At 65.7% G+C, this 20,898-nt stretch carries 20 protein-coding genes; 11 read left to right on the top strand and 9 right to left on the bottom strand.

Translation table 11 applies throughout. The features are described 5' to 3' along the window. The first annotated feature begins 160 nt into the window (after positions 1 to 160). From IB232_RS13085 to IB232_RS13075, 3 genes are all read left to right on the top strand, one after another. Complete coding sequence (locus IB232_RS13085) at positions 161 to 1,555, top strand: FAD-binding oxidoreductase (RefSeq protein ID WP_192399064.1); 1,395 nt, start codon at positions 161 to 163, stop codon at positions 1,553 to 1,555. 146 nt (positions 1,556 to 1,701) lie between these two features. Then, the gene (locus tag IB232_RS13080) at positions 1,702 to 2,367 is read left to right on the top strand and encodes a fumarylacetoacetate hydrolase family protein (RefSeq protein WP_192399063.1); all 666 of its coding nucleotides are present in this window, start codon (positions 1,702 to 1,704) and stop codon (positions 2,365 to 2,367) included. A gap of 93 nt (positions 2,368 to 2,460) precedes the next feature. Next, positions 2,461 to 3,387 (top strand): SdiA-regulated domain-containing protein, encoded by a 927-nt coding sequence (locus tag IB232_RS13075; RefSeq protein ID WP_192399062.1) that lies wholly within the window; start codon positions 2,461 to 2,463, stop codon positions 3,385 to 3,387. 18 nt (positions 3,388 to 3,405) lie between these two features. Here the strand turns inward: IB232_RS13075 and IB232_RS13070 are convergent, their stop codons facing one another. The 5 genes from IB232_RS13070 to IB232_RS13050 all read right to left on the bottom strand — a co-directional run bounded on the left by IB232_RS13070 (position 3,406) and on the right by IB232_RS13050 (position 8,354). After that, on the bottom strand, positions 3,406 to 4,440 hold the full coding sequence (locus tag IB232_RS13070; RefSeq protein ID WP_192399061.1) for a histone deacetylase family protein: 1,035 nt from the start codon (positions 4,438 to 4,440) through the stop codon (positions 3,406 to 3,408). A 129-nt stretch (positions 4,441 to 4,569) separates the two neighbouring features. Then, complete coding sequence (locus IB232_RS13065; RefSeq protein ID WP_192399060.1) at positions 4,570 to 5,613, bottom strand: extracellular solute-binding protein; 1,044 nt, start codon at positions 5,611 to 5,613, stop codon at positions 4,570 to 4,572. A gap of 10 nt (positions 5,614 to 5,623) precedes the next feature. Then, on the bottom strand, positions 5,624 to 6,412 hold the full coding sequence (locus IB232_RS13060) for an ABC transporter permease (RefSeq protein ID WP_192399059.1): 789 nt from the start codon (positions 6,410 to 6,412) through the stop codon (positions 5,624 to 5,626). Then, entirely contained in the window at positions 6,409 to 7,317 is a 909-nt protein-coding gene (locus IB232_RS13055) for an ABC transporter permease (protein ID WP_192399058.1), read from the bottom strand. Before IB232_RS13055 ends, IB232_RS13060 begins: the two co-directional genes overlap by 4 nt. Further along, positions 7,314 to 8,354 carry an ABC transporter ATP-binding protein gene (locus tag IB232_RS13050; protein ID WP_192399057.1) on the bottom strand — a complete coding sequence of 347 codons (1,041 nt, stop codon included), beginning with the start codon at positions 8,352 to 8,354 and terminating at the stop codon, positions 7,314 to 7,316. The genes IB232_RS13055 and IB232_RS13050 overlap by 4 nt, the downstream gene beginning before the upstream one ends. A gap of 201 nt (positions 8,355 to 8,555) precedes the next feature. On the opposite strand from IB232_RS13050, the gene IB232_RS13045 reads away from it, so the two are divergent. After that, positions 8,556 to 9,257, top strand: coding sequence for a hypothetical protein (locus IB232_RS13045; protein WP_192399056.1), 702 nt, complete (start codon positions 8,556 to 8,558; stop codon positions 9,255 to 9,257). Positions 9,258 to 9,266: 9 nt separating this feature from the next. Here the strand turns inward: IB232_RS13045 and ubiM are convergent, their stop codons facing one another. Both ubiM and IB232_RS13035 read right to left on the bottom strand, forming a co-directional pair. Next, complete coding sequence (gene ubiM, locus IB232_RS13040) at positions 9,267 to 10,439, bottom strand: 5-demethoxyubiquinol-8 5-hydroxylase UbiM (protein WP_192399055.1); 1,173 nt, start codon at positions 10,437 to 10,439, stop codon at positions 9,267 to 9,269. A gap of 73 nt (positions 10,440 to 10,512) precedes the next feature. Continuing rightward, positions 10,513 to 11,523, bottom strand: a complete 1,011-nt coding sequence (locus IB232_RS13035) for an AraC family transcriptional regulator (protein ID WP_192399054.1) — start codon at positions 11,521 to 11,523, stop codon at positions 10,513 to 10,515. Between the two features lie 120 nt (positions 11,524 to 11,643). On the opposite strand from IB232_RS13035, the gene IB232_RS13030 reads away from it, so the two are divergent. Beyond that, complete coding sequence (locus IB232_RS13030) at positions 11,644 to 12,567, top strand: SdiA-regulated domain-containing protein (RefSeq protein WP_192399053.1); 924 nt, start codon at positions 11,644 to 11,646, stop codon at positions 12,565 to 12,567. A gap of 183 nt (positions 12,568 to 12,750) precedes the next feature. On the opposite strand, the gene rpiA is transcribed toward IB232_RS13030, so the two are convergent. After that, the gene (gene rpiA / locus IB232_RS13025) at positions 12,751 to 13,422 is read right to left on the bottom strand and encodes a ribose-5-phosphate isomerase RpiA (protein WP_192399052.1); all 672 of its coding nucleotides are present in this window, start codon (positions 13,420 to 13,422) and stop codon (positions 12,751 to 12,753) included. Between the two features lie 187 nt (positions 13,423 to 13,609). On the opposite strand from rpiA, the gene ilvA reads away from it, so the two are divergent. The 4 genes from ilvA to IB232_RS13005 are packed head-to-tail and all read left to right on the top strand — an operon-like array spanning position 13,610 to position 17,309. Further along, positions 13,610 to 15,124, top strand: a complete 1,515-nt coding sequence (gene ilvA / locus IB232_RS13020) for a threonine ammonia-lyase, biosynthetic (protein WP_192399051.1) — start codon at positions 13,610 to 13,612, stop codon at positions 15,122 to 15,124. Between the two features lie 9 nt (positions 15,125 to 15,133). Next, a complete protein-coding gene (locus tag IB232_RS13015) occupies positions 15,134 to 15,577 on the top strand; it encodes a DUF2269 family protein (protein WP_192399050.1) in 444 nt (147 codons plus the stop codon). Then, positions 15,577 to 16,845, top strand: coding sequence for an SDR family oxidoreductase (locus IB232_RS13010; protein ID WP_192399049.1), 1,269 nt, complete (start codon positions 15,577 to 15,579; stop codon positions 16,843 to 16,845). The genes IB232_RS13015 and IB232_RS13010 overlap by 1 nt, the downstream gene beginning before the upstream one ends. After that, positions 16,842 to 17,309: a DUF2269 family protein gene (locus tag IB232_RS13005; protein WP_192399048.1), complete on the top strand. Its 468-nt coding sequence runs from the start codon at positions 16,842 to 16,844 to the stop codon at positions 17,307 to 17,309. Before IB232_RS13010 ends, IB232_RS13005 begins: the two co-directional genes overlap by 4 nt. Before the next feature lie 3 nt (positions 17,310 to 17,312). On the opposite strand, the gene IB232_RS13000 is transcribed toward IB232_RS13005, so the two are convergent. Next, positions 17,313 to 17,969 carry an HAD family hydrolase gene (locus IB232_RS13000; RefSeq protein WP_192399047.1) on the bottom strand — a complete coding sequence of 219 codons (657 nt, stop codon included), beginning with the start codon at positions 17,967 to 17,969 and terminating at the stop codon, positions 17,313 to 17,315. 144 nt (positions 17,970 to 18,113) lie between these two features. On the opposite strand from IB232_RS13000, the gene IB232_RS12995 reads away from it, so the two are divergent. Beyond that, entirely contained in the window at positions 18,114 to 18,593 is a 480-nt protein-coding gene (locus IB232_RS12995; RefSeq protein WP_137973730.1) for an RNA pyrophosphohydrolase, read from the top strand. 19 nt (positions 18,594 to 18,612) lie between these two features. Then, positions 18,613 to 20,892, top strand: coding sequence for a phosphoenolpyruvate--protein phosphotransferase (gene ptsP, locus IB232_RS12990; RefSeq protein ID WP_192399046.1), 2,280 nt, complete (start codon positions 18,613 to 18,615; stop codon positions 20,890 to 20,892). Positions 20,893 to 20,898: the final 6 nt, after the last annotated feature.

Here is a 20,898-nt window from a genome sequence, read left to right as displayed (position 1 = left end):
TGTCAGGAAAACGGCCGAAAACGCTGCCGGCCGGCCCCGCGGATCGGCTCGGGGGCACGATTGGCGGGGGGCGTATGCTAGCATACGAGCCCCGCGAAACCGCCACCCCTGACCGATGAAGCGTTCTCAGGGTGACCATGAATCGTTTGAGAGTTCCCAGATGACCAATTCTGCCCTGATCGATGAGCTGAAGACCCTGGTGGAACCCGGCAAGGTGCTGACCGACGCCGATTCCCTCAACGCCTACGGCAAGGATTGGACCAAGCATTTCGCCCCCGCACCGACCGCTATCGTCTTCCCCAAGACCACCGAGCAGGTGCAGGCCATCGTGCGCTGGGCCAACCAGCACAAGATCGCCCTGGTGCCGTCCGGCGGCCGTACTGGCCTGTCCGCCGCCGCCGTCGCCGCCAATGGCGAAGTGGTGGTGGCCTTCGACTACATGAACCAGATTCTCGAATTCAACGAATTCGACCGCACCGTGGTGTGCCAGCCGGGCGTGGTGACCAAGCAGCTGCAGATGTACGCCGAGGACAAGGGCCTGTACTACCCGGTGGACTTCGCCTCCGCCGGCTCCAGCCAGCTGGGCGGCAACATCGGCACCAACGCCGGCGGCATCAAGGTGATCCGCTACGGCATGACCCGCAACTGGGTGGCCGGCCTCAAGGTCGTCACCGGTACCGGCGAGCTGCTGGAGCTGAATCGCGACCTGATCAAGAACGCCACCGGCTACGACATGCGCCAGCTGTTCATCGGCGCCGAGGGCACCCTGGGCTTCGTCGTGGAAGCCACCATGCGCCTGGAGCGCGCGCCGAAGAACCTCACCGCCATGGTCCTCGGTACCCCGGACTTCGACTCGATCATGCCGGTGCTGCACGCCTTCCAGAACAAGCTGGACCTGACTGCCTTCGAGTTCTTCTCGGATAAGGCCCTGGCCAAGATCATGGCCCGCGGCGACGTGCCGCCAGCCTTCGAGACCGACTGCCCGTTCTATGCCCTGCTGGAGTTCGAGGCCACCACCGAGGAAGTCGCCGAGCAGGCCCTGGCCACCTTCGAGCACTGCGTCGAGCAGGGCTGGGTGGTCGACGGCGTGATGAGCCAGAGCGAGCAGCAGCTGCAGAACCTGTGGAAACTGCGCGAGTACATCTCCGAGACCATCAGCCACTGGACCCCGTACAAGAACGACATCTCGGTCACCGTCGGCCAGGTGCCGGCCTTCCTGCACGACATCGACCGCATCGTCGGCGAGAACTACCCGGACTTCGAGGTGATCTGGTTCGGCCATATCGGCGACGGCAACCTGCACCTGAACATCCTCAAGCCGGAGAACCTGTCCAAGGACGACTTCTTCGCCAAGTGCGCCATCGTCAACAAGTGGGTGTTCGAGACCGTGCGGAAGTACAACGGCTCGATCAGCGCCGAGCACGGCGTGGGCATGACCAAGCGCGACTACCTGCACTACAGCCGCTCGGAAGCCGAGATCGGCTACATGAAGGCGATCAAGCAGGTGTTCGATCCGAACGGCATCATGAACCCCGGCAAGATTTTCCCGGTTTAAAGCTGCTGCGCTCGACCAGGCGTTGTTGGCGCAGCCGAGAAAAAAGCTCATTGGCTACAGCCACTGCGCTTTTTCCCGACTACGCCGCCTAGCCTGGTCTTCGCTCGCGACGCTTTAAACTGCGCCCCGCAATTGGAGAAGCAGCAATGAGCTACCAGCACCAGTATACCGACGGCACGCCGATCCACTTCCCGCTGGGCAAAGTGGTCTGCGTCGGGCGCAACTATGCCGAACATGCCGCCGAGCTGAACAACCCGATCCCGACCGAGCCGCTGCTGTTCATCAAGCCGGGCAGCTGCACCGTGCCGCTGAACGACAGCTTCGCCATTCCGGCCGACCGCGGCGCCGTGCACTTCGAGGCGGAAATCGCCGTACTGATCGGCAAGCCGCTGTCGAAGAAGCCGTCCGAGGAAGAAGTGCGTGACGCCATCTCCGGCTTCGCCCCGGCCCTGGACCTGACCCTGCGCGACGTGCAGGCCAAGCTCAAGGAAAAGGGCCTGCCCTGGGAGCTGTCCAAGTCCTTCGACGGCGCGTACGTGCTGGCCCCCTTCGTGGTCGCCGACGCGGTGGAAGACGTGTGTGATATCGGCATCCGCCTGAGCATCGACGGCCAGGTTCGCCAGGACGGCAACAGCCGCGACATGCTCAACCCGATCATCGGCCTGATCCAGCACATCGCCGCTCACTTCAGCCTGCAGCCAGGCGATGTGGTGTCCACCGGCACCCCGGCCGGCGTCGGTCCGCTGAGCAGCGGCGAGAGCCTGGAGATCGAGCTGGTCGGCCTGTCGCGCTTCGCCACCCGCGTCCTCTGAGGGAGGTCGCAGCGGGAGCCTTTCCGCCGCCCTTCACAGAACTTTCACCGGCTCCGAGTAGTCTGAGAGGCTCGACTCCCCGAGCAGCATTCGATGCCCCTCAGCCTCTCCCTACCCCGCCAGCGCCGCCTGACCCTGGCGCTGGTCGTCACCCTAGCCTGCACCGCCGCCCTGACCCGTTACCTGCACTGGGATGACCGCGCCCTGCTGTGGTTCAAGGAGCAGAGTGTGCCGGCCGCCGAGCGCGCCGCCAGCATCTGGCTGCCGGGCTACAAGGCCAGCGTCGAAGGCAAGCCGCTGGCCGGCCTGGAGGAAGACGAGACCTCCGACCTGACCTACAACCCGATCACCGGCACCCTGTTCACCGTCACCGGCAAGCTACCGATGCTGGTGGAGCTGAGCCGCAGCGGCGAAGTGCTGCGGCGCATCGTGCTCAAGGGCTTCTCCAATCCGGAGGGCGTGGCGGTGCTGGAGAACGGCAATATCGCCGTGGCCGACGAGCGCCGGCGCAACCTGTCGATCTTCGAGCTGACGCCACATACCCGCGAGCTCGACCTGGCCGACGCCAAGCCCTTCGACCTGGGCTTCCCCGATGCCGGCAACAAGGGCTTCGAGGGCGTCGCCTGGGATCCCGCCCAGCAGCGCCTGCTGCTCGGCAAGGAGCGCACGCCGCGCATGTTCAGCCTGGGTAGCGACGGCCAGCACCTGCTCGACCAGGAACTGCAGCCGCTGCCGAGCTATGGCCTGGGCATGCGCAACCTGTCGGCACTGAGCGTCGACCCGCGCACCGGGCATATCCTCGCCCTGTCCGCCCAGTCGCACCTGCTGCTGGAACTGGACGAGCGCGGCGAGCCGGTCAGCTTCATCAGCCTGATCGGCGGCCAGAGCGGCCTGGACCGGCGCATCCCGCGCGCCGAGGGCGTGGCCATGGACGAGGACGGCACCATCTACATGGTCAGCGAGCCGAACCTGTTCTACGTGTTCCGCAAGGATGAGCCCTTCACCGCGCCTCAAGGCTAGGAAAGCGGTCGCGTCACCTCAACGGGTGACGCTGTCGAAGCCCTGCAACACGTTGATCGCATTGATGCCGATCTCCTCCACCGCATAGCCACCTTCCATCACGAACAGGGTCTGCAGGCCCAGCGCGCCGATGACTTCGCCCATGCGCAGGTAGTCCGGGCTGTCCAGCTTGAACTGCGAGATCGGGTCTGCCTTGAAGGTATCCACACCCAGCGAGACGACCAGCGCGTCCGGCGCATAGGCGGCGATCTGCCGGCAGGCGGCGGCCAGGGCCAGGCTCCAGGCCGACCAGTCGCTGCCGGCGGCCAGCGGGTAGTTAAAGTTGAAACCGCGGCCGACACCCTCGCCTTTCTCGTCGGCATAACCGAGAAAGAACGGGTACTCGAAGCGCGGGTCGCCGTGGATCGAGGTGAACAGCACGTCGGCGCGGTCGTAGAAGATGTCCTGGGTGCCGTTGCCGTGGTGGTAGTCGACGTCGAGGATCGCCACCCGGCTGGCGCCCTGGTCGAGCATGGCCTGGGCGGCGATGGCGGCGTTGTTGAAATAGCAGTAGCCACCCATGTAGTCGGCCGCGGCGTGGTGGCCCGGCGGACGGCACAATGAGAACACCCCGCGCGCGCCCTTGGCCAGCTCGGCCTGGCCGGTCAGCGCGACGTTCACCGAGCTGCTCACCGCCTGCCATGTGCCGGCGGTGATCGGCACGCCGGCGTCGAAACTGTAGTAGCCAAACTTGCCGTCGATGCAGTCCGGGATAGTCTGGCGCAGACGACGGTTGGGCCAGGTGAACGGCAGCATGTCGTAGTCGCGGCCCAGGGCCTGCCATTCGGCCCAGGCGTCTTTGAGGAAGTGCACGAAGCCCTCGTCGTGCACCCGCAGGATCGGCGCCAGGCCGAAGTCGCGCGGCGCCGCCACCTCACCCAGCTTCACCTTCTGCGCGCGCGCCAGGACCATGTCGGCGCGGCTGGGCTTCTCGAAGCAGGGCGTGAGCTGGCCGTCGATCAGCTCGTATTTACCGTGGTGCAGGTGATGGTCGTCGCTGTAGATCGTCAGCATGAGGGGCTCCCCGGACTCGCTAGGGTCCGTGAAATGCGGGGGATAAATCTTCCCGTCGGGAAATGGTTCAGGTGAGGCCGAAGCACCCTCACCCCTTAGCCCTCTCCCAATGGGAGGGGAGCCACGGGCCTACTTCTTGAGTTTCGTCCAGACCTTGCTGCGCAGCGCGAGGGCCTTGGGCGAGCAGAGCTTGAACGAACGCAGGCGCTCCAGCTTGTCCTGCGGAGTGTTGATCGCCGGATCCTCGAACAGCGCCTTGTCCATGAACTTCTCGGCGCCGGCGATGGCGTTGTTGTACTTGGCGAAGTTGGAGGCGGCGGCGATGTTCTCCGGCTGCATCATCCAGTTGATGAACACGTGGGCCTCGGCGACGTTGGTGGCGCCCTTGGGAATCACGAAGTTGTCGATGAAGGTGGACACGCCCTCCTTCGGATAGACATAGACCAGCGAACCACGCTGCTCCTTGGCGCGGTGGAAGGCGCCGTTCCACTGCTGATGCATGGCCACCTCGCCGGCCGCCATGCGCTCGATGGTGCCGTCGCTGTTGTACATGGCGAGCATGTCCTTCTGCTTGCTCAGCAGTTCCATGATCTTCTTCACCTCCTGCGGGTCCTCGGTGCAGCGGTCGATGCCAAGGTAGAAGGCGGCTGGCGGGAACAGGTCGTCCATCGAGTTGAGCGCCACCACCTTGCCCTTCAGCTCGGCCGGCGGGGCGAAGAACGGCCCCCAGCTCTCGTCGAGCTTGCCGCCCGGCACCTGGGCGGCGTCGTAGCTGTAGCCGGTGGTGCCCCACAGGTAGGGCACGCTGTAGTCATGACCCGGGTCGAAGTCGAGCTTCTGGAAGGTCGGCGCCAGGTTGGCCAGATTCGGCAGCTTGCTCTTGTCGAACTTCTGCAGCAGGTCCTCCTGGACCATGATCTGGATGAAGCTGTCTGACGGCACCACCACGTCGTAGTTGCCGCCACCGGCCTTGAGCTTGGCCAGCAGGGTCTCGTTGGAGTCGTAGGCGTCGAGGGTGGCCTTGATGCCGGTGTCGGCCTCGAACTTCTTCAGCAGCTCCGGCGGGTAGTAGTCCGACCAGTTGGCGAAGTTGAGGCTGCCGGCAGCCTGGGCGGCGCCGGACAGGCCGAGGGCGAGAACAACGGATAGCGCGAGCGGGGTACGACGGATCATGGTCTGGCTCCTAGCGTTTGCGTTGGCCGAGGTAGTACGACAGGGTGACGAACAGAATGGAAAGCACGAGCATGATCGAGGAAATCGCGTTGATCTTCGGCGATATGCCCATGCGGATGGAGCTGAAGATGTACACCGGCAGGGTGGTCGAACCGGCCCCGGCGACGAAGTAGGTGATGACGAAATCGTCCATCGAGATGATGAAGGCGAGCATGGCACCGGAGAGGATGCCCGGCAGCAGCAGCGGGAAGCTGATCCGCCAGAACGCCCGCCAGGGCGAGGCGTAGAGATCGGCGGCGGCTTCCAGCAAGCGCGGGTCCATGCCCTGCAGGCGGGCGCGGATCGGCAGGTAGGCGAACGGTGTGCAGAACACCACGTGGGCGATCAGGATGGTCAGCAGCGACAGCTTCAGGCCGATAAAGGCGAAGAACATCAGAATCGCCACGGCGCAGACGATGTCCGGCACCAGCAGCGGCAGGCCGAGCACGCCCTGCAGCGCACCCTGGCCGCGGAAGCGCCGGCCATGCATGCCCAGCGCCGCCAAGGTGGCCAGGCAGGTGGAGATCAGCGTGGCGCACACGGCGACGATCAGCGAGTTCTTCGCCGCCCGGAGGATTTCCGGGTCATTGGCCACCACGCCGTACCACTTGAAGCTGAAGCCCTGCCACAGGGTAGCCGACTGCCCGGCGTTGAAGCTCAGCGCCACCAGCACCAGGATCGGGATGTAGAGGAAGGCGAAGAACGCCCAGGCGGCCGGACGCACACCGGTGAAGCGCCACAGCGGGCCCTGCAGGTTCATGCGTGCACCTCCTGGCCACGCTGGCGCAGGCCGTTGAACAGCAGGGCCAGCAGCACCAGGCTGAACAGCGAGAAGGCCAGCGCCGAACCCAGCGGCCAGTTGTGCCCGGAGCCGAACTGCAGCTGCACCAGATTGCCGATCATCAGCGCCTTACCGCCCCCGAGCAGCTCGGGAATGATGTAGTTGCCCAGTGCCGGGATGAACACCAGCGTCGCGCCGGCCAACATGCCCGGCAGAGCCAGCGGCAGGATCACTCTTTTCAGTGCCTGCCAGCGGTTGGCGCCGAGGTCGAAGGCCGCCTCCACCAGGCGCCAGTCGAGCTTCTCCAGGCTGGTGTAGATCGGCAGCACCATGAACGGCAGGAAGCTGTAGAGCAGGCCGATCATCACCGCGCCATTGCTGTACAGCAGGCCGACGCTGCCCTCGGGCACGCCAAAAACGCCCAGCGCACTGTCCACCAGCCCACCGTTGCGCAGCAGCAGCATCCAGGCGTAGACCCGCACCAGCAGGTTGGTCCAGAACGGTACGGTCACCAGGAACAGCAGCAGGTTGCGTTTCTTCTCGCTCTGCAGCGCCAGGTACAGCGCGGTGGGAAAGCCGATCAGCAGGCAGCCGGCGGTGGTCGCCACGGCCAGCCAGAAGGAACGCTGGAAGATGCCCAGGTAGTCGGTATTGAACACCAGGCTGTCGTCGAAGTCGCGCTCGTAGAGGAAGCTGACGTAGGCCTCCACCGAGTACTCGCCCCACTTCACCCCGCCGTACTCGCCGGGCTGCAGGAAGGACACCAGCAGCATGATCGCCAGCGGCGCGACCAGGAACACCGCCAGCACCGCCATGCCCGGTGCGATCAGGCCGAGGCGGCGCAGCAGCTGGCGGCGCTCGGCCAGTTGCCTCGGCGTACTCATTCGCTCAGCACCCGAATGGCCGCAGCCGGCACGTCCAGGCGCACCGGGGCGCCGCGCTCCAGCACCTGGCGAACCCCGCAGCGATTCTGCTGGCGCACGCGGAAGCCCGACTGACCGGCGACCCGCAGCAGGTAGAGGGTGTCGGTGCCGATATACACCACCTCCTCCACCTCGCCCGCCAGGTTACCGGACTCGCTCAGCGCCACCCGCTCGGGGCGGATAGCCAGGGTCACCGCGCCCTGATTCGGGCAATGGCTGGGCAGCGTCTGACCGTCGGCCAGCTGCAGCCGCTCGCCAACCGCCTGGGCTTCGAGGAAGTTGGTCTCGCCGATGAAATCGGCCACGGTGCGGTTCACCGGGCTCTCGTAGATCTCGCTCGGCGTGCCGATCTGCAGGATGCGCCCCTTGCTCATCACCGCGATGCGGTCGGACATGGTCAGCGCTTCTTCCTGGTCGTGGGTGACGAAGATGAAGGTGATGCCGGTCTCGGCCTGCAGGCGCTTGAGCTCGATCTGCATCTCCTTGCGCAGCTTCATGTCCAGCGCCGAGAGCGACTCGTCGAGCAGCAGCACCTTGGGCCGGCTGGCCAGGGCGCGGGCCAGGGCGATGCGCTGCTGCTGGCCACCGGACAGCTGGTCGGCGCGGCGGTGGCCGACGTCCGGCAGCTTCACCAGCGCCAGCATGCGCTCGACCGTGGCGGCGATCTCTGCCTTGGGCTTGCCTTGCATCTCCAGGCCGAAGCCGATGTTCTGCGCCACCGTCATGTGCGGGAACAGCGCATAGCTCTGGAACACGGTGTTGACCGGGCGGCGGAAGGGCGGGAGGTCCTGCATCGGCTCGCCGTACAGGCGGATCACCCCGGCGCTGGGTTGCTCGAAACCGGCGATCAGGCGCAGCAGCGTGGTCTTGCCGCAGCCGGACGGCCCCAGCAGGGTGAAGAATTCGTTATCGCGGATTTCCAGGGAGACCTCGTCCAGGGCCTTCAGCCCCGTGCCGAACTCCATGCTCAGGGTTTCGATCGAGATCGCGCAGCTCATCCGCAATTAGCTCCTAACCAATTGTTTTTATTGGTGATTAAGAGGCAGGAAGACTCCAGGGGCGTACTGGATCGATTCTAGGCAGCGCGGCGCGGGCGGCAGAACGATAGATGCGGTCAAAAAGGGATAGATGTGGCCAAGTTGTGAGCGCCTAAACCAGCGGATACGCTGCGCACCACCCACGAGCACAGGGAAGTACTCATGAAATACCTCTGCATCTTCATCGCCATACTGACTTCGCAGGCCTATGCCAGCAGCTTCTACACGGCTGAGCATGCGAAGGAACCAGACCACCTACTTCCTCTCGACTATCCATCGAGCGACTACGACGCCTTAATAGACAAGCTCCTTTGCCAAGAAGGGCGTATCGCAACGTATATTGCGCGGCCATCCTTTTCTCCTGAGAGCTGCCTAGTGGTGCAGGAGGAAATCCCCAAGGAAGCGGTGCAAAAGCATAGGGGCCACTGGATGGTTCCCGATGAAGAAAAGAATTACCTCATCATCGTCAGGCGAGCCAAGCAAAGCCTCTGGTACTCAATGGCCCAGAACAATGATGAGAAGAAAGACAAAGCAGTCGAAATCTCGGAGTCGCGTCGGAAAATAAGCCCGGCGTTCGCCATTGCAATTCAACGGGTGTGGGCTCGCATACTCTTGCAGACCCGGTATCCGCAAGGCTCAACAATCGCCCTAGATGGCACGACGCTGCAGTTCTCGACCTGGGTGAAAGGTCTTGGCACTCTGCATGGGCAAACTTGGAGCCCAGAGGCCGGCCTGACTGCTGAGCTGGCCTCATTAGGAGGGGCCTTGGTTGACTTCACCGAGAACGGGAGCATTGACGCAGATCCCTTGGTTCAGCGCCTGCAAGCCTTCGAAGCCAAAGTCGCCAAATCGCAGCTGCGATAAGACGCTACCTCAAATTCCCCCAGTGAGATGCTGCGCAAGCCCCTTCTTCAGCGGCAATAACCCCTGAGCTACCCGCAGCCCTGCCCCACGTAGCAGCCTCACCGGAAAACGATCGTCGGTATACACATCCACCAGCAAGTTGGTGGTCTGGTAAAGCGGCCAGGTCGCCAGGCGGTGCTGGCGCTCGTAGCGGGCCAGCACCGTCGGTGCGGCGATATCTTCGTGACGGGCATGGGCGGCCAGCACCGCCTCGGCCAGGCGCTGCACGCTACCCAGGCCGAAGTTGAAGCCGTGGGCGGTGACCGGATGCATGCCGACGGCGGCATCGCCGATCAGTACGCAGCGCGGGCCGACCAGCCTCTCGGCGTAGGTGCCTATCAGCGGATAGGCGTGGCGCTCGCTGGCTAGCCGCATGGCGCCCAGGCGACGGTCGAAGCGCTGTTCCATCTCGCGGGCGAAGACCTCTTCGTCCAGCCCACGCAGGCGTTCGATTTCACGCGGCGGCAGGGTCAGCACCACCGAGGACTGGTTGCCATTGAGCGGCAGCAGGGCCAGGGTCTGGCCGTAGCCGAACCATTCCCAGGCGGTCTGCCGGTGCGGCTTATCGTGGTCCATGCGGCACACCAGCATGGTCTTGCCGAAGTCCTTGAGCCGCGCACCGATGCCCAGCTGGCGGCGGGTCTCGGAGAAGCGGCTGTCGGCGGCGACCAGCAGGCGCGTGCGCAGCACCTCGCCGTCGACCAGCTCCAGCTCTACCTCGCGCTCACGATGGCGAATCGCGCCTACCTTCACCCCGCAACGCAGCTGCACTTCGGCGCACTCGCTCAGCGCCTCGAACGCGGCACGACGGATCGCCCGGTTGGCGACCAGATGGCCGAGACGCTCGGCACCGGCCTGCTCGGCGCGAATCTTCAAAGCGAACAGCGAGGGACCATTGAGCACCTGGGCATCGCGCAGCACGGCGACCTCGTCGGCAGGCAGCCGCTGCCACAGGCCGAGTTTTTCCAGCAGCGCCTGGGAGGCGTGGGTCAGGGCGATCTCGCGGCCGTCGAAGGCCGGCTCGGCCAGGTCCTGCTCGGCCTGACGCTCGAGCAGGACGATGGATAGGCCGTGCCCTGACAGGGCGCGGGCCAGGCACAGACCGGCCGGGCCGGCGCCGATGATGGCGACATCGTGGATCATGCAATGGGCTCCGCGCAGGTGAATGCGCGGCAGTCTAGAACCGCGGCGGCGGCTGCTTCTTGTCCCCGGTCAATCAGCGGCGCAGTTCGCTCGGCGCCAGGCCACTCCAGCGCTGGAAGGCGTGGCGGAAGCTGGCCGTCTCGCTGTAGCCGAGCTGCTCGGCGATCAGGTAGATCGGCAGATCGGTGTGCAGCAGCAGCTGACGCGCCTCGTCGTAGCGCACTTCGTCGAGCAGGTGCTGGAAGCTGGTGTTGAGCTGCTGCAGATGGCGGCGCACGGTGCGCTCGGAACGGTGCAGGCGTGTGGCGACACGTTCCAAAGTGGAGCATTCGGTCAGGTCGCCGGACAGCTGCTGGCGGATCAGGTCGCGCAGGTCATGACGGTTGTACAGCTGCGCCTCCAGCTGCATGCACTGCTGCAGGCCGTGCTGGTGGCTGACCGGGTCGGCCAGCGGCAGCGCTCGCTCCAGCAATATCGGGTTGAAGCACAGGGCGTTGCAGCCGGCATCGAACTCCACCGGGCAGCCGAGCTTCTCGCTGTAGCTGGCGGCATGCGCTGGCGCGCGGTAGGCCAGCAACAGGCGGCGCGGGCGCACCGACTCGCCGAGCAGGTCCTGCACCACGGTAAGCATCGAGGTCAGGCACAGCTCGGTGTTGAACAGGCTCAGCGCCGGGTCGTAGCGATAGCCGCTGGCGCTCAGGCGGACCTCGTCGCCGACCGCCTGCAGCTCCAGGCGGAAATAGGTGCCGAGCAACGCGGGATGCGCGATGGCCAGGCACAGGGCCTCGCCGAGATTGCGGCTGGCCAGCAGGGTGTAGCCGAGCATGCCGTACGCCGACACATGCATGCGCTTGCCCAGCAGCAGGCCGAGGGCGGGGTCGGCGCTGGCCGCCAGGGCGTTGGCCAGCACGCGCAGTTCCTGGGCGTGGCTGACCAGGCGCGTCGGGCTGGCCAGGTCGGCGACCGGGATGTCGCTGCCTTCCAGTACCCGCTCGGCATCGACCCCCATGCGCTGCAGACTTTGCACGGCCAGGGCGACCGTGTGCAGGGTGGTCAAGATGCGTTCTTCCGGTAACACTGACATGACTGCCGTTCCGCTGGGGTGGTATTCGGTAACTGCGTCTGGCGTTTCGCTTAAGGCTTCTTAAGCTTCAATTCAGCTGCACCTGTTTTGATGCAGCACCTCTGACTCGGAACCTCTTCCATGCGCCGCCTGACTCAAGCTCGCGTTCTGTTGCCCACCCTGGCATTGCTCGTTCTCGTGGCCCTGCTGGTGGTTGCCCAGCAATGGCGCCTGCTCGAACGTGGCTGGTTCGTGGTGCAAGAATGGCGCCATGCAGCCGAGTGGCGGGACAAGTCGATCTGGCTGCCGGACTATCGAGTGACCGTGCAGGCCAAGCCGATCCAGGGCCTGAGCGCTGATGTCTCGGCCCTGACCTTCGATCCGGACCGTCGCAGCCTGTTTACCGTGACCAACAAGAACGCCGAGATCATCGAGCTGTCGCTGGACGGCGAGATAGTGCGCCGCGTGCCCCTGGTCGGCTTCGGCGACCCGGAAGCCATCGAGTACATCAGCCGCGACCTCTACGTGATCACCGATGAGCGCCAGCAGCGCCTGTTCCGCGTGCATCTGGGCGACGACACCGACTTCGTCGATGCCGCCGACTCCGAGCAGCTGTCACTAGGCATCGGCCTCAACGGCAACAAGGGCTTCGAGGGCCTGGCCTACGACGCCGCCAACCACCGCCTGTTCGCCGCCAAGGAGCGCGATCCGGTGAGCATCTACGAGATCCACGGCTTCCCCCATACCAACCCGGACAAACCCTTCGCCGTGCACGTGGTGGACGACCCGGAACGCGACGCCCGTCTGTTCGTGCGCGATCTTTCCAGCCTCGACTACGACGCCCACACCGGACACCTGCTGGCGCTGTCGGACGAGTCGCACCTGGTGATCGAGATCAACTCCGACGGCCGACCGATCAGCACACTGTCGCTGATCGGCGGCCAGCACGGCCTGGAGAAGAGCGTGCCGCAAGCCGAGGGCGTGGCCACGGACGACCGGGGCCGGCTGTACGTGGTCAGCGAGCCCAACCTGTTCTATGTGTTCGAGAAGCAGGCGACAGAGTAGCGGCGCCGAGTCGCTTTGCCCGAAAGAAAAAACCCGGCCATTGCCGGGTTTTCTTCGCAGTACGGCTGTCATCCGCACAAATGAGCCACGCGAGGTTCGCCCGCCCTACGCTCGGGCCGTAGCCCGGACTTCAGTCCGGGACTGACACGGCAGGCGCCCCGGACTGAAGTCCGGGCTACAGGCTTAGGCCTTGAGGGTCTTTACGCCTTCAGGAGTGCCGAGCAGCAGCAGATCGGCCGGGCGAGCGGCGAACAGGCCGTTGGTGACCACGCCGACGATGGCGTTGATATCGGCTTCCAGCTTCACCGGGTCAGTGATCGACATGTTGTGCACGTCGAGGATGATGTTGCCGTTGTCGGTGACCACGCCCTCGCGGTACACCGGGTCTCCGCCCAGCCTCACCAGCTGGCGCGCCACGTGGCTGCGGGCCATGGGGATAACTTCCACCGGCAGCGGGAAGGCGCCTAGCACCGGCACCAGCTTGCTGCCGTCGGCGATGCAGATGAAGGTCTTGGCCACGGCCGCGACGATCTTTTCGCGGGTCAGCGCGGCGCCGCCGCCCTTGATCAGGTTGAGGTGCTCGTCGCTCTCGTCGGCGCCGTCGATGTAGAACTCCAGGCCGTCCACCGCGTTCAGGTCGTACACCGGGATGCCGTGCCCCTTGAGGCGCGCGGCGGTGGCTTCGGAGCTGGCCACGGCGCCGTCGAAGGCCATCTTGTGCTGGGCCAGGGCGTCGATGAAGCAGTTGGCGGTGGAGCCGGTGCCGACGCCGATCACGCTCTTGCTGTCGAGGAAGGGAAGGATATGGTCGACGGCGGCCTTGGCCACCGCCTGCTTGAGCTGATCCTGGGTCATCGCGGAGTTCTGCGCCTGGGGAATACGGGAAGGGCCGAATTATAGCCTCCTGCCCGGCGCAATCGGCTGCGTTTTATCGCCACAGCCCTACTGATATGCGGCTTTTGCCGCGGACTGTCGGTGGCCGTCGGTCAAAGCGCTGGGGTAGACTCCAGAATCCTTGAAAAGCCCGCCAGTGAAGCCCGTGATGCTCGAACAGTACGTCAAGAAGATCCTCACCTCGCGCGTCTACGACGTCGCGGTGGAAACCCCGCTGCAACCCGCCCGCCAGCTCACCGAGCGGCTGGGTAACCAGATTCTGCTCAAGCGCGAGGATCTGCAGCCGGTGTACTCATTCAAGATTCGCGGCGCCTATAACAAGCTGGCCCAACTGACCGCCGAGGAGCTGGAGCGCGGTGTGGTCACTGCTTCCGCTGGCAACCATGCCCAGGGTCTGGCCCTGGCGGCCAAGCACATGGGCGTGAAGGCGACCATCGTGATGCCGCGCACCACTCCGGAGCTCAAGGTGCAGGGCGTGCGCTCGCGCGGCGGCAAGGTGGTGCTGCACGGCGACGCCTTCCCCGAGGCCCTGGCGCATTCGCTCAAGCTGGTGGAAGAGAAGGGTTACACCTACATCCATCCCTATGACGACCCGCTGGTGATTGCCGGGCAAGGCACCGTGGCCATGGAAATCCTGCGCCAGCAGCCGGGCCAGCTGGACGCCATCTTCGTGCCGGTCGGCGGCGGCGGCTTGATCGCCGGCATCGCAGCCTACGTCAAATACCTACGCCCGGAGATCAAGATCATCGGCGTCGAGCCCGACGACTCCAACTGCCTGCAGGCCGCCATGGCAGCCGGCGAGCGCGTGGTGCTACCGAGCGTTGGCCTGTTCGCCGACGGCGTGGCCGTGGCGCAGATCGGCGCGCACTGCTTCGACGTGTGCAAGCAGTATGTCGATGAGGTGATCACCGTCAGCACCGACGAGATCTGCGCGGCTATCAAGGACATCTACGACGACACCCGCTCGATCACCGAGCCGGCCGGCGCCCTGGCCGTGGCCGGGATCAAGAAGTACGTGGAGCGTGAAGGCCTGCGCGACAAGGTGCTGGTGGGCATCGACTCGGGCGCCAACATCAACTTCGACCGCCTGCGCCACGTCGCAGAGCGTTCCGAGCTGGGCGAGAAGCGCGAAGCGATCATCGCCGTGACCATCCCCGAGCGGCCAGGCAGCTTCAAGGCCTTCTGCGAGGCGATCGGCAAGCGCCAGATCACCGAGTTCAACTACCGCTATCACACCGACCGCGAGGCGCACATCTTCGTTGGCGTGCAGACTCACCCGGAGAACGACCCACGTCAGGCGCTGGTGGAGAACCTGCGCGAGCAGGGCTTCCCGGTACTGGACCTGACCGACAACGAGCTGGCCAAGCTGCACATCCGCCACACCGTGGGCGGCCACGCGGCAGCCGTGGCGGACGAGGTGGTGTTCCGCTTCGAGTTCCCCGAGCGGCCGGGCGCGCTGTTCAACTTCCTCAACCGCCTGGGCGGGCGCTGGAACATCACCATGTTCCATTACCGCAACCACGGCGCCGCCGACGGCCGCGTGCTGGCCGCCCTGCAGGTGCCGGCGGAGGAGCGCGAGCAGATTCCGGCAGCCTTCGACGCCATCGGCTATCCCTACTGGGACGAGACCGACAACCCGGCCTACAAGCTCTTCCTCGGTTAAGGAACGCTGATGGAACACTACCAGCTGCTGAAGTACGCCCACCTGATTCCCGCCGTGCTGATCCTGGCGGGCTTCATCGCCCACGCCTTCATGCTGTGGAAGGCGAACAAGTCCGGGGATGCTGTGGTGCTGACCCGCAAACTGCGCATCACCCGCCTGTACAGCATGCCGGCTATTGGCCTGGTCACCCTGAGCCTGCCTGTCAGCGGCTGGTGGCTGGTGCACACCGTGGGCCTGTCGCTGGGCGCCAGCTGGCTGCTGTTCAGCGCCAAGCTGTTCGGCCTGCTGGTGCTGCTCGGCCTGCTGCTGCACAACCGCCTCGGCGCCTGGCAGACAGCCGTCGCCGCAGGCAACGTGCCGGTCAAACTGCTGCGCTTCGTGATCGCCTACGCCGCGCTGGTGCTGATCCTGCTGCTGGCGATCTTCGCCCTGATGGGGGCCAAGCCGGCCTGATGCGCATCCTGCTGGTCGGCGCCGGCGGCTTCATCGGCCGCCACCTGCTCGATGCCCTGAGCCTGGCCGGACACTCCGTGGTCGCCACCCGCCGCCAGGCCGCAGGACTCGCGTTGCCTGGCGTGGAGTGGCGCGCGCTGGATCTGCTGCAGTTGGCGGACCGGCCCGACAGCTTCGCCTGGCCGGACGGCATCGAGCTGGTGATCAACGCCAGCGGCGAACTCTCCACCGATAGCGACCACATGCAGCGCCTGCAACGCGACGGCGCCTGCACCCTGTTCCAGCTGGCCAAACAGCACGGCGCCGCCGTGCTGCAGATTTCCGCCCTGGGCGCCGACGAGCATCCCGACATTCCCTTCCTGGCCAGCAAGGCCGAGGCCGATGGGCATCTGCTGAGCCTCGGCGTCCCGGCCGTTGTGCTGCGGCCCTCGCTGGTCGTCGGCCCGGGTGGCACCAGCAGCACATGGCTGCAGCGTCTGTCACCCCTGCCACTTATACCGCTGCTGGGCAACCGGGCGCGGCTGCAGCCACTGCATGTCGACGATCTCTGCGCAGCCATCCTGGCGTTGCTGCGCAACTGGCCGGCACAGCCGAGCGTACTGCCACTGGGGGGCCCGCAAGCACTCACCCAGGGTGAGCTGATCGATATGCTGCGCCAGGCCCAAGGTTGGCGCCCGGCTCGTTACTTCCAGGTACCGGCTCCGCTCGCGCGGTTAGGTGCGGCACTGGGCGAGCGACTGGGCTGGCAGGCACTGAACGGCCAGACCCTGCGGCTGAGCGCCCACGACAACCTCGCCGCCCCCGCTCCGCTGGAGCAGGCCTGCGGCTACCGCGCAGCGCCGCTGGCGAGCCGCCTGCAGCACTGGCCGCAACCGGCGCAGAGCCTGGCGATGGCGCTGCAACCCCTGGTTCTGCTGGTGCTCGTGCTGATCTGGCTGGGGACCGCGGCGGTCTGCCTGGGGCCGGGCTATGAGTGGGGCCTGCGGATCATGGCCGAGGCTGGTATCGAGGGTCTGCCGGCGCGCCTGGCCGTGATCGGCGGTGCCCTGCTGGACGGTGTGCTCGGCCTGGCGCTGCTGTTCCGGCGCTGGCGCAGCCGTGCCCTGCAGGCTCAGATCGTTCTGATGCTGGTCTACAGCCTGGTGATCAGCCTGCTGCTGCCTCACTACTGGTTCGATCCCTATATGGCGGTGGGCAAGAATTTCGCGGTCCTGCTGCTGAGTGTTTGGCTGCTGGGACTTTCCGCTTCGACGACGAGATCACGATGAGTCTGTACCTGCTGCTCAAGACCCTGCACATCCTCTCCTCCACCCTGCTGTTCGGCACCGGGCTGGGCTCTGCTTATTACGCCCTGCGTGCCTGGCGCAGCGGCGAGGTACAGGTGATCGCCACCACCTTCCGCCACCTGGTCACCGCCGACTGGCTATTCATCGCCACCACCGCCGTGTTCCAGCCGCTCTCCGGCCTGGCCCTGGCCAAGCTCGCGGGCTGGCCGCTGAGTCAGTCGTGGCTGCTGTGGAGCGCAGGGCTGTTCGTGCTGGCGGGGCTGTGCTGGCTGCCGGTGCTGTGGCTGCAGATCCGCGTGCGCGACATGGCCGCCGCGGCATTGCGCGACGGCGGCGCGCTGCCCGAACGGGCCAACCGCTATATGCGCATCTGGTTCGTGCTGGGCTGGCCGGCCTTTATTGCCTTTATCGCCATCTTCTGGCTGATGGTGGCCAAGCCGCTGTGAGGATCAGTCGCGCAGGCTGATCACCGGCCAGCCGCGTTCGACGGCGATGGCGCGAAGGGTGTCGTCCGGATCCACCGCAACAGGATGCGAAGCCGCCTGCAGCAGCGGCAGGTCGTTGCGCGAGTCGCTATAGAAGTAGCTGCCGTCCAGGCTCAGGCCGGTCTCCGCCAGCCACTGGTTTATCCGCGTCACCTTGCCCTCCTGGTAGCAAGGCACACCGGCAACCTGGCCGGTGTAGCGGCCGTCCTGCATGCCGCACTCGGTGGCCAGCAGCGTGTCGACCCCCAGGCGCGCGGCGATCGGCGCAGTGATGAAGCGGTTGGTGGCGGTAATGATCACCAGTTTGTCACCCGCCTCACGGTGCTGCTGCAGCAGCGCCTCGCCCTTGGCCAGGATGATCGGCTCGATCACCTCCGTCATGAACTCGGCCTGCCAGCGCGCCAGCTCGGCGGCATCGGTGCGGCTGAGGATGGCCTGGGTAAAGCTCTGGTAGGCCACCACGTCCAGCTTGCCGGCGCAGTAGTCGGCATAGAAGGCATCGTTGCGCGCGCGGTACTCGACGGCATCGACCCGGCCGGTGTCGCAGAGGAATTCGCCCCAGCTGTGATCGCTGTCGCCGGCGAGCAGGGTGTTGTCGAGGTCGAAGAGGGCAAGGCGCACGTGGGATTACCTGGTTCGGTGGGTCATGAGGGGCGTCAGAATAGCCGCTTTCACCGCCACTGCCCATTAGCCGAGCCGCGCGTTTGCTGCGCCCGCGGCCTTTGTGGAACAATGCCGAAACATGCGTTTTCGAGGTGCTGTGCCGTGATTGATTCCGATGGTTTTCGCCCTAATGTCGGCATCATCCTGACCAACGATGTTGGTCAGGTGCTGTGGGCACGGCGGATCAACCAGGACGCCTGGCAGTTTCCCCAGGGCGGCATCAACCCCAACGAGTCGGCCGAGCAGGCGCTGTACCGCGAGCTGAACGAGGAAGTCGGCCTGGAACAGCAGGATGTGAAGATTCTCGCCTGCACCCGGGGCTGGTTGCGTTATCGTCTGCCCCAGCGCCTGGTGCGCACCCACAGCCAGCCACTGTGCATCGGGCAGAAGCAGAAGTGGTTTCTCCTGCGTCTGACCGGCGACGAGAGCCGGGTGCGCATGGACCTGACCGGCAAGCCGGAGTTCGATGGCTGGCGCTGGGTGAGTTACTGGTACCCGCTGAACCAGGTAGTGACATTCAAGCGCGAGGTCTACCGTCGCGCCCTGAAGGAATTAGCCCCGCGCCTGCTGGCGCGCGACTGACGGAGTTCGATAGCGAGCCATGCTCAACACCCTGCGCAAGATCGTCCAGGAAGTAAACGCCGCCAAGGATCTCAAGGCGGCGCTGACGATCATCGTGCAGCGGGTGAAAGAGGCCATGGGCAGCCAGGTCTGCTCCGTCTACCTGCTCGACTCCGAGACCAAGCGCTTCGTGCTGATGGCCACCGACGGACTCAACAAGCGCTCCATCGGCAAGGTCAGCATGGCGCCCAACGAAGGCCTGGTCGGCCTGGTGGGCACCCGCGAGGAGCCGCTCAACCTCGAGCACGCCTCCGAACACCCGCGCTACATGTACTTCCCCGAGACCGGCGAGGAGCGCTACGCCTCCTTCCTCGGCGCGCCGATCATCCACCACCGTCGGGTGATGGGCGTACTGGTGGTGCAGCAGAAGGAGCGCCGCCAGTTCGACGAGGGCGAAGAAGCCTTCCTGGTCACCATGAGCGCCCAGCTCGCCGGCGTCATCGCCCACGCCGAGGCCACCGGCTCGATCCGCGGCCTGGGCAAGCAGGGCAAGGGCATCCAGGAGGCGCGCTTCGTCGGCGTGCCCGGCGCCCCCGGCGCAGCCGTGGGTACCGCCGTGGTGGTGCTGCCGCCGGCTGACCTCAACGTGGTGCCGGACAAGGCCATCGACGACATCGGGGCCGAGCTGGAAGTGTTCGGCAAGGCCCTGGAATGGGTACGCGAGGACATGCAGGAGCTGTCCGCCAAACTCGCCAGCCAGTTGCGCAAGGAAGAGCTGGCGCTGTTCGACGTGTACCTGATGATGCTCGACGACAACGCCCTCGGTAACGAGGTGCGCAAGGTCATCAAGACAGGCCAGTGGGCCCAGGGCGCCCTGCGCCAGGTGGTCAACGAGCACGTCTCGCGCTTCGAGCTGATGGATGACGCCTACCTGCGCGAGCGCGCCAGCGACGTTCGCGACCTCGGCCGCCGCCTGCTCGCCTACCTGCAGGAAGAACGCAAGCAGACCCTGGTCTACCCGGACAACACCATTCTGGTCAGCGAGGAGCTGTCGCCAGCCATGCTCGGCCAGGTGCCGGAAGGCAAGCTGGTCGGCCTGATCTCGGTGCAGGGCTCGGGCAACTCCCACGTGGCCATCCTCGCGCGCGCCATGGGCATTCCCACGGTCATGGGCGTGGTCGACCTGCCCTACTCCAAGGTCGATGGCATCCAGCTGATCGTCGACGGCTACCACGGCGAAGTCTTCACCAACCCCAGCGAACTGCTGCGCAAGCAGTACGCCGAGGTGGTCGAGGAAGAGCGCCAGCTGGCCCAGGGCCTCGATGCCCTGCGCGAGCTGCCCTGCGAGACGCTGGACGGCCAGCGCATGCCGCTGTGGGTCAACACCGGCCTGCTGGCCGATGTGAAGCGCGCCCAGGAACGCGGCGCCGAAGGCGTAGGCCTGTACCGCACCGAAGTACCGTTCATGAATGGCGAGCGCTTCCCCAGCGAGAAGGAGCAGCTGGCCACCTACCGCGAACAGCTGGCCGCCTTCCACCCGCTGCCGGTGACCATGCGCACCCTGGATATCGGCGGCGACAAGGCCCTGTCCTACTTCCCGATCAAGGAAGAGAACCCCTTCCTCGGCTGGCGCGGCATCCGCATCACCCTCGACCACCCGGAAATCTTCTTGGTCCAGGTGCGCGCCATGCTCAAGGCCAGCGAGGGCCTGAACAACCTGCGCATCCTCCTGCCGATGATCTCCGGCATGCAGGAGATGGAAGAGGCGCTGCACCTGATCCACCGCGCCTGGGGCGAAGTGCGCGACGAGGGTGTGGACATCCCCATGCCGCCGGTGGGGGTGATGATCGAGATTCCCGCCGCCGTCTACCAGGTGCGTGATTTGGCGCGCCAGGTCGACTTCCTCTCGGTCGGTTCGAATGACCTGACCCAGTACCTGCTGGCGGTGGATCGCAACAACCCGCGGGTTGCCGATCTCTACGACTTCCTCCACCCGGCCGTGCTGCACGCACTGAAGCTGGTGGTCGACGGCGCCCACGCCGAAGGCAAGCCGGTGAGCATCTGCGGCGAGATGGCCGGTGACCCGGCGGCCGCCGTGCTGCTGCTGGCGATGGGCTTCGACAGCCTGTCGATGAACGCCACCAACCTGCCCAAGGTGAAGTGGCTGCTGCGCCAGATCAGCTCGACCCGCGCCAAGGAGCTGCTCGGCCAGTTGATGACCATCGACAATCCGCAGGTCATCCACAGCACCCTGCACCTGGCCCTGCGCAACCTCGGCCTGGGCCGCGTGATCAACCCGGCGGCGACCATCCAGAGCTGATTCCGC

The organism is Pseudomonas sp. PDM15 (assembly GCF_014851565.1).
Lineage (GTDB): Bacteria > Pseudomonadota > Gammaproteobacteria > Pseudomonadales > Pseudomonadaceae > Aquipseudomonas.
The sequence above is the reverse complement of the archived record's forward strand: the minus strand, read 5'-3'. Positions and strand labels throughout refer to the sequence as shown.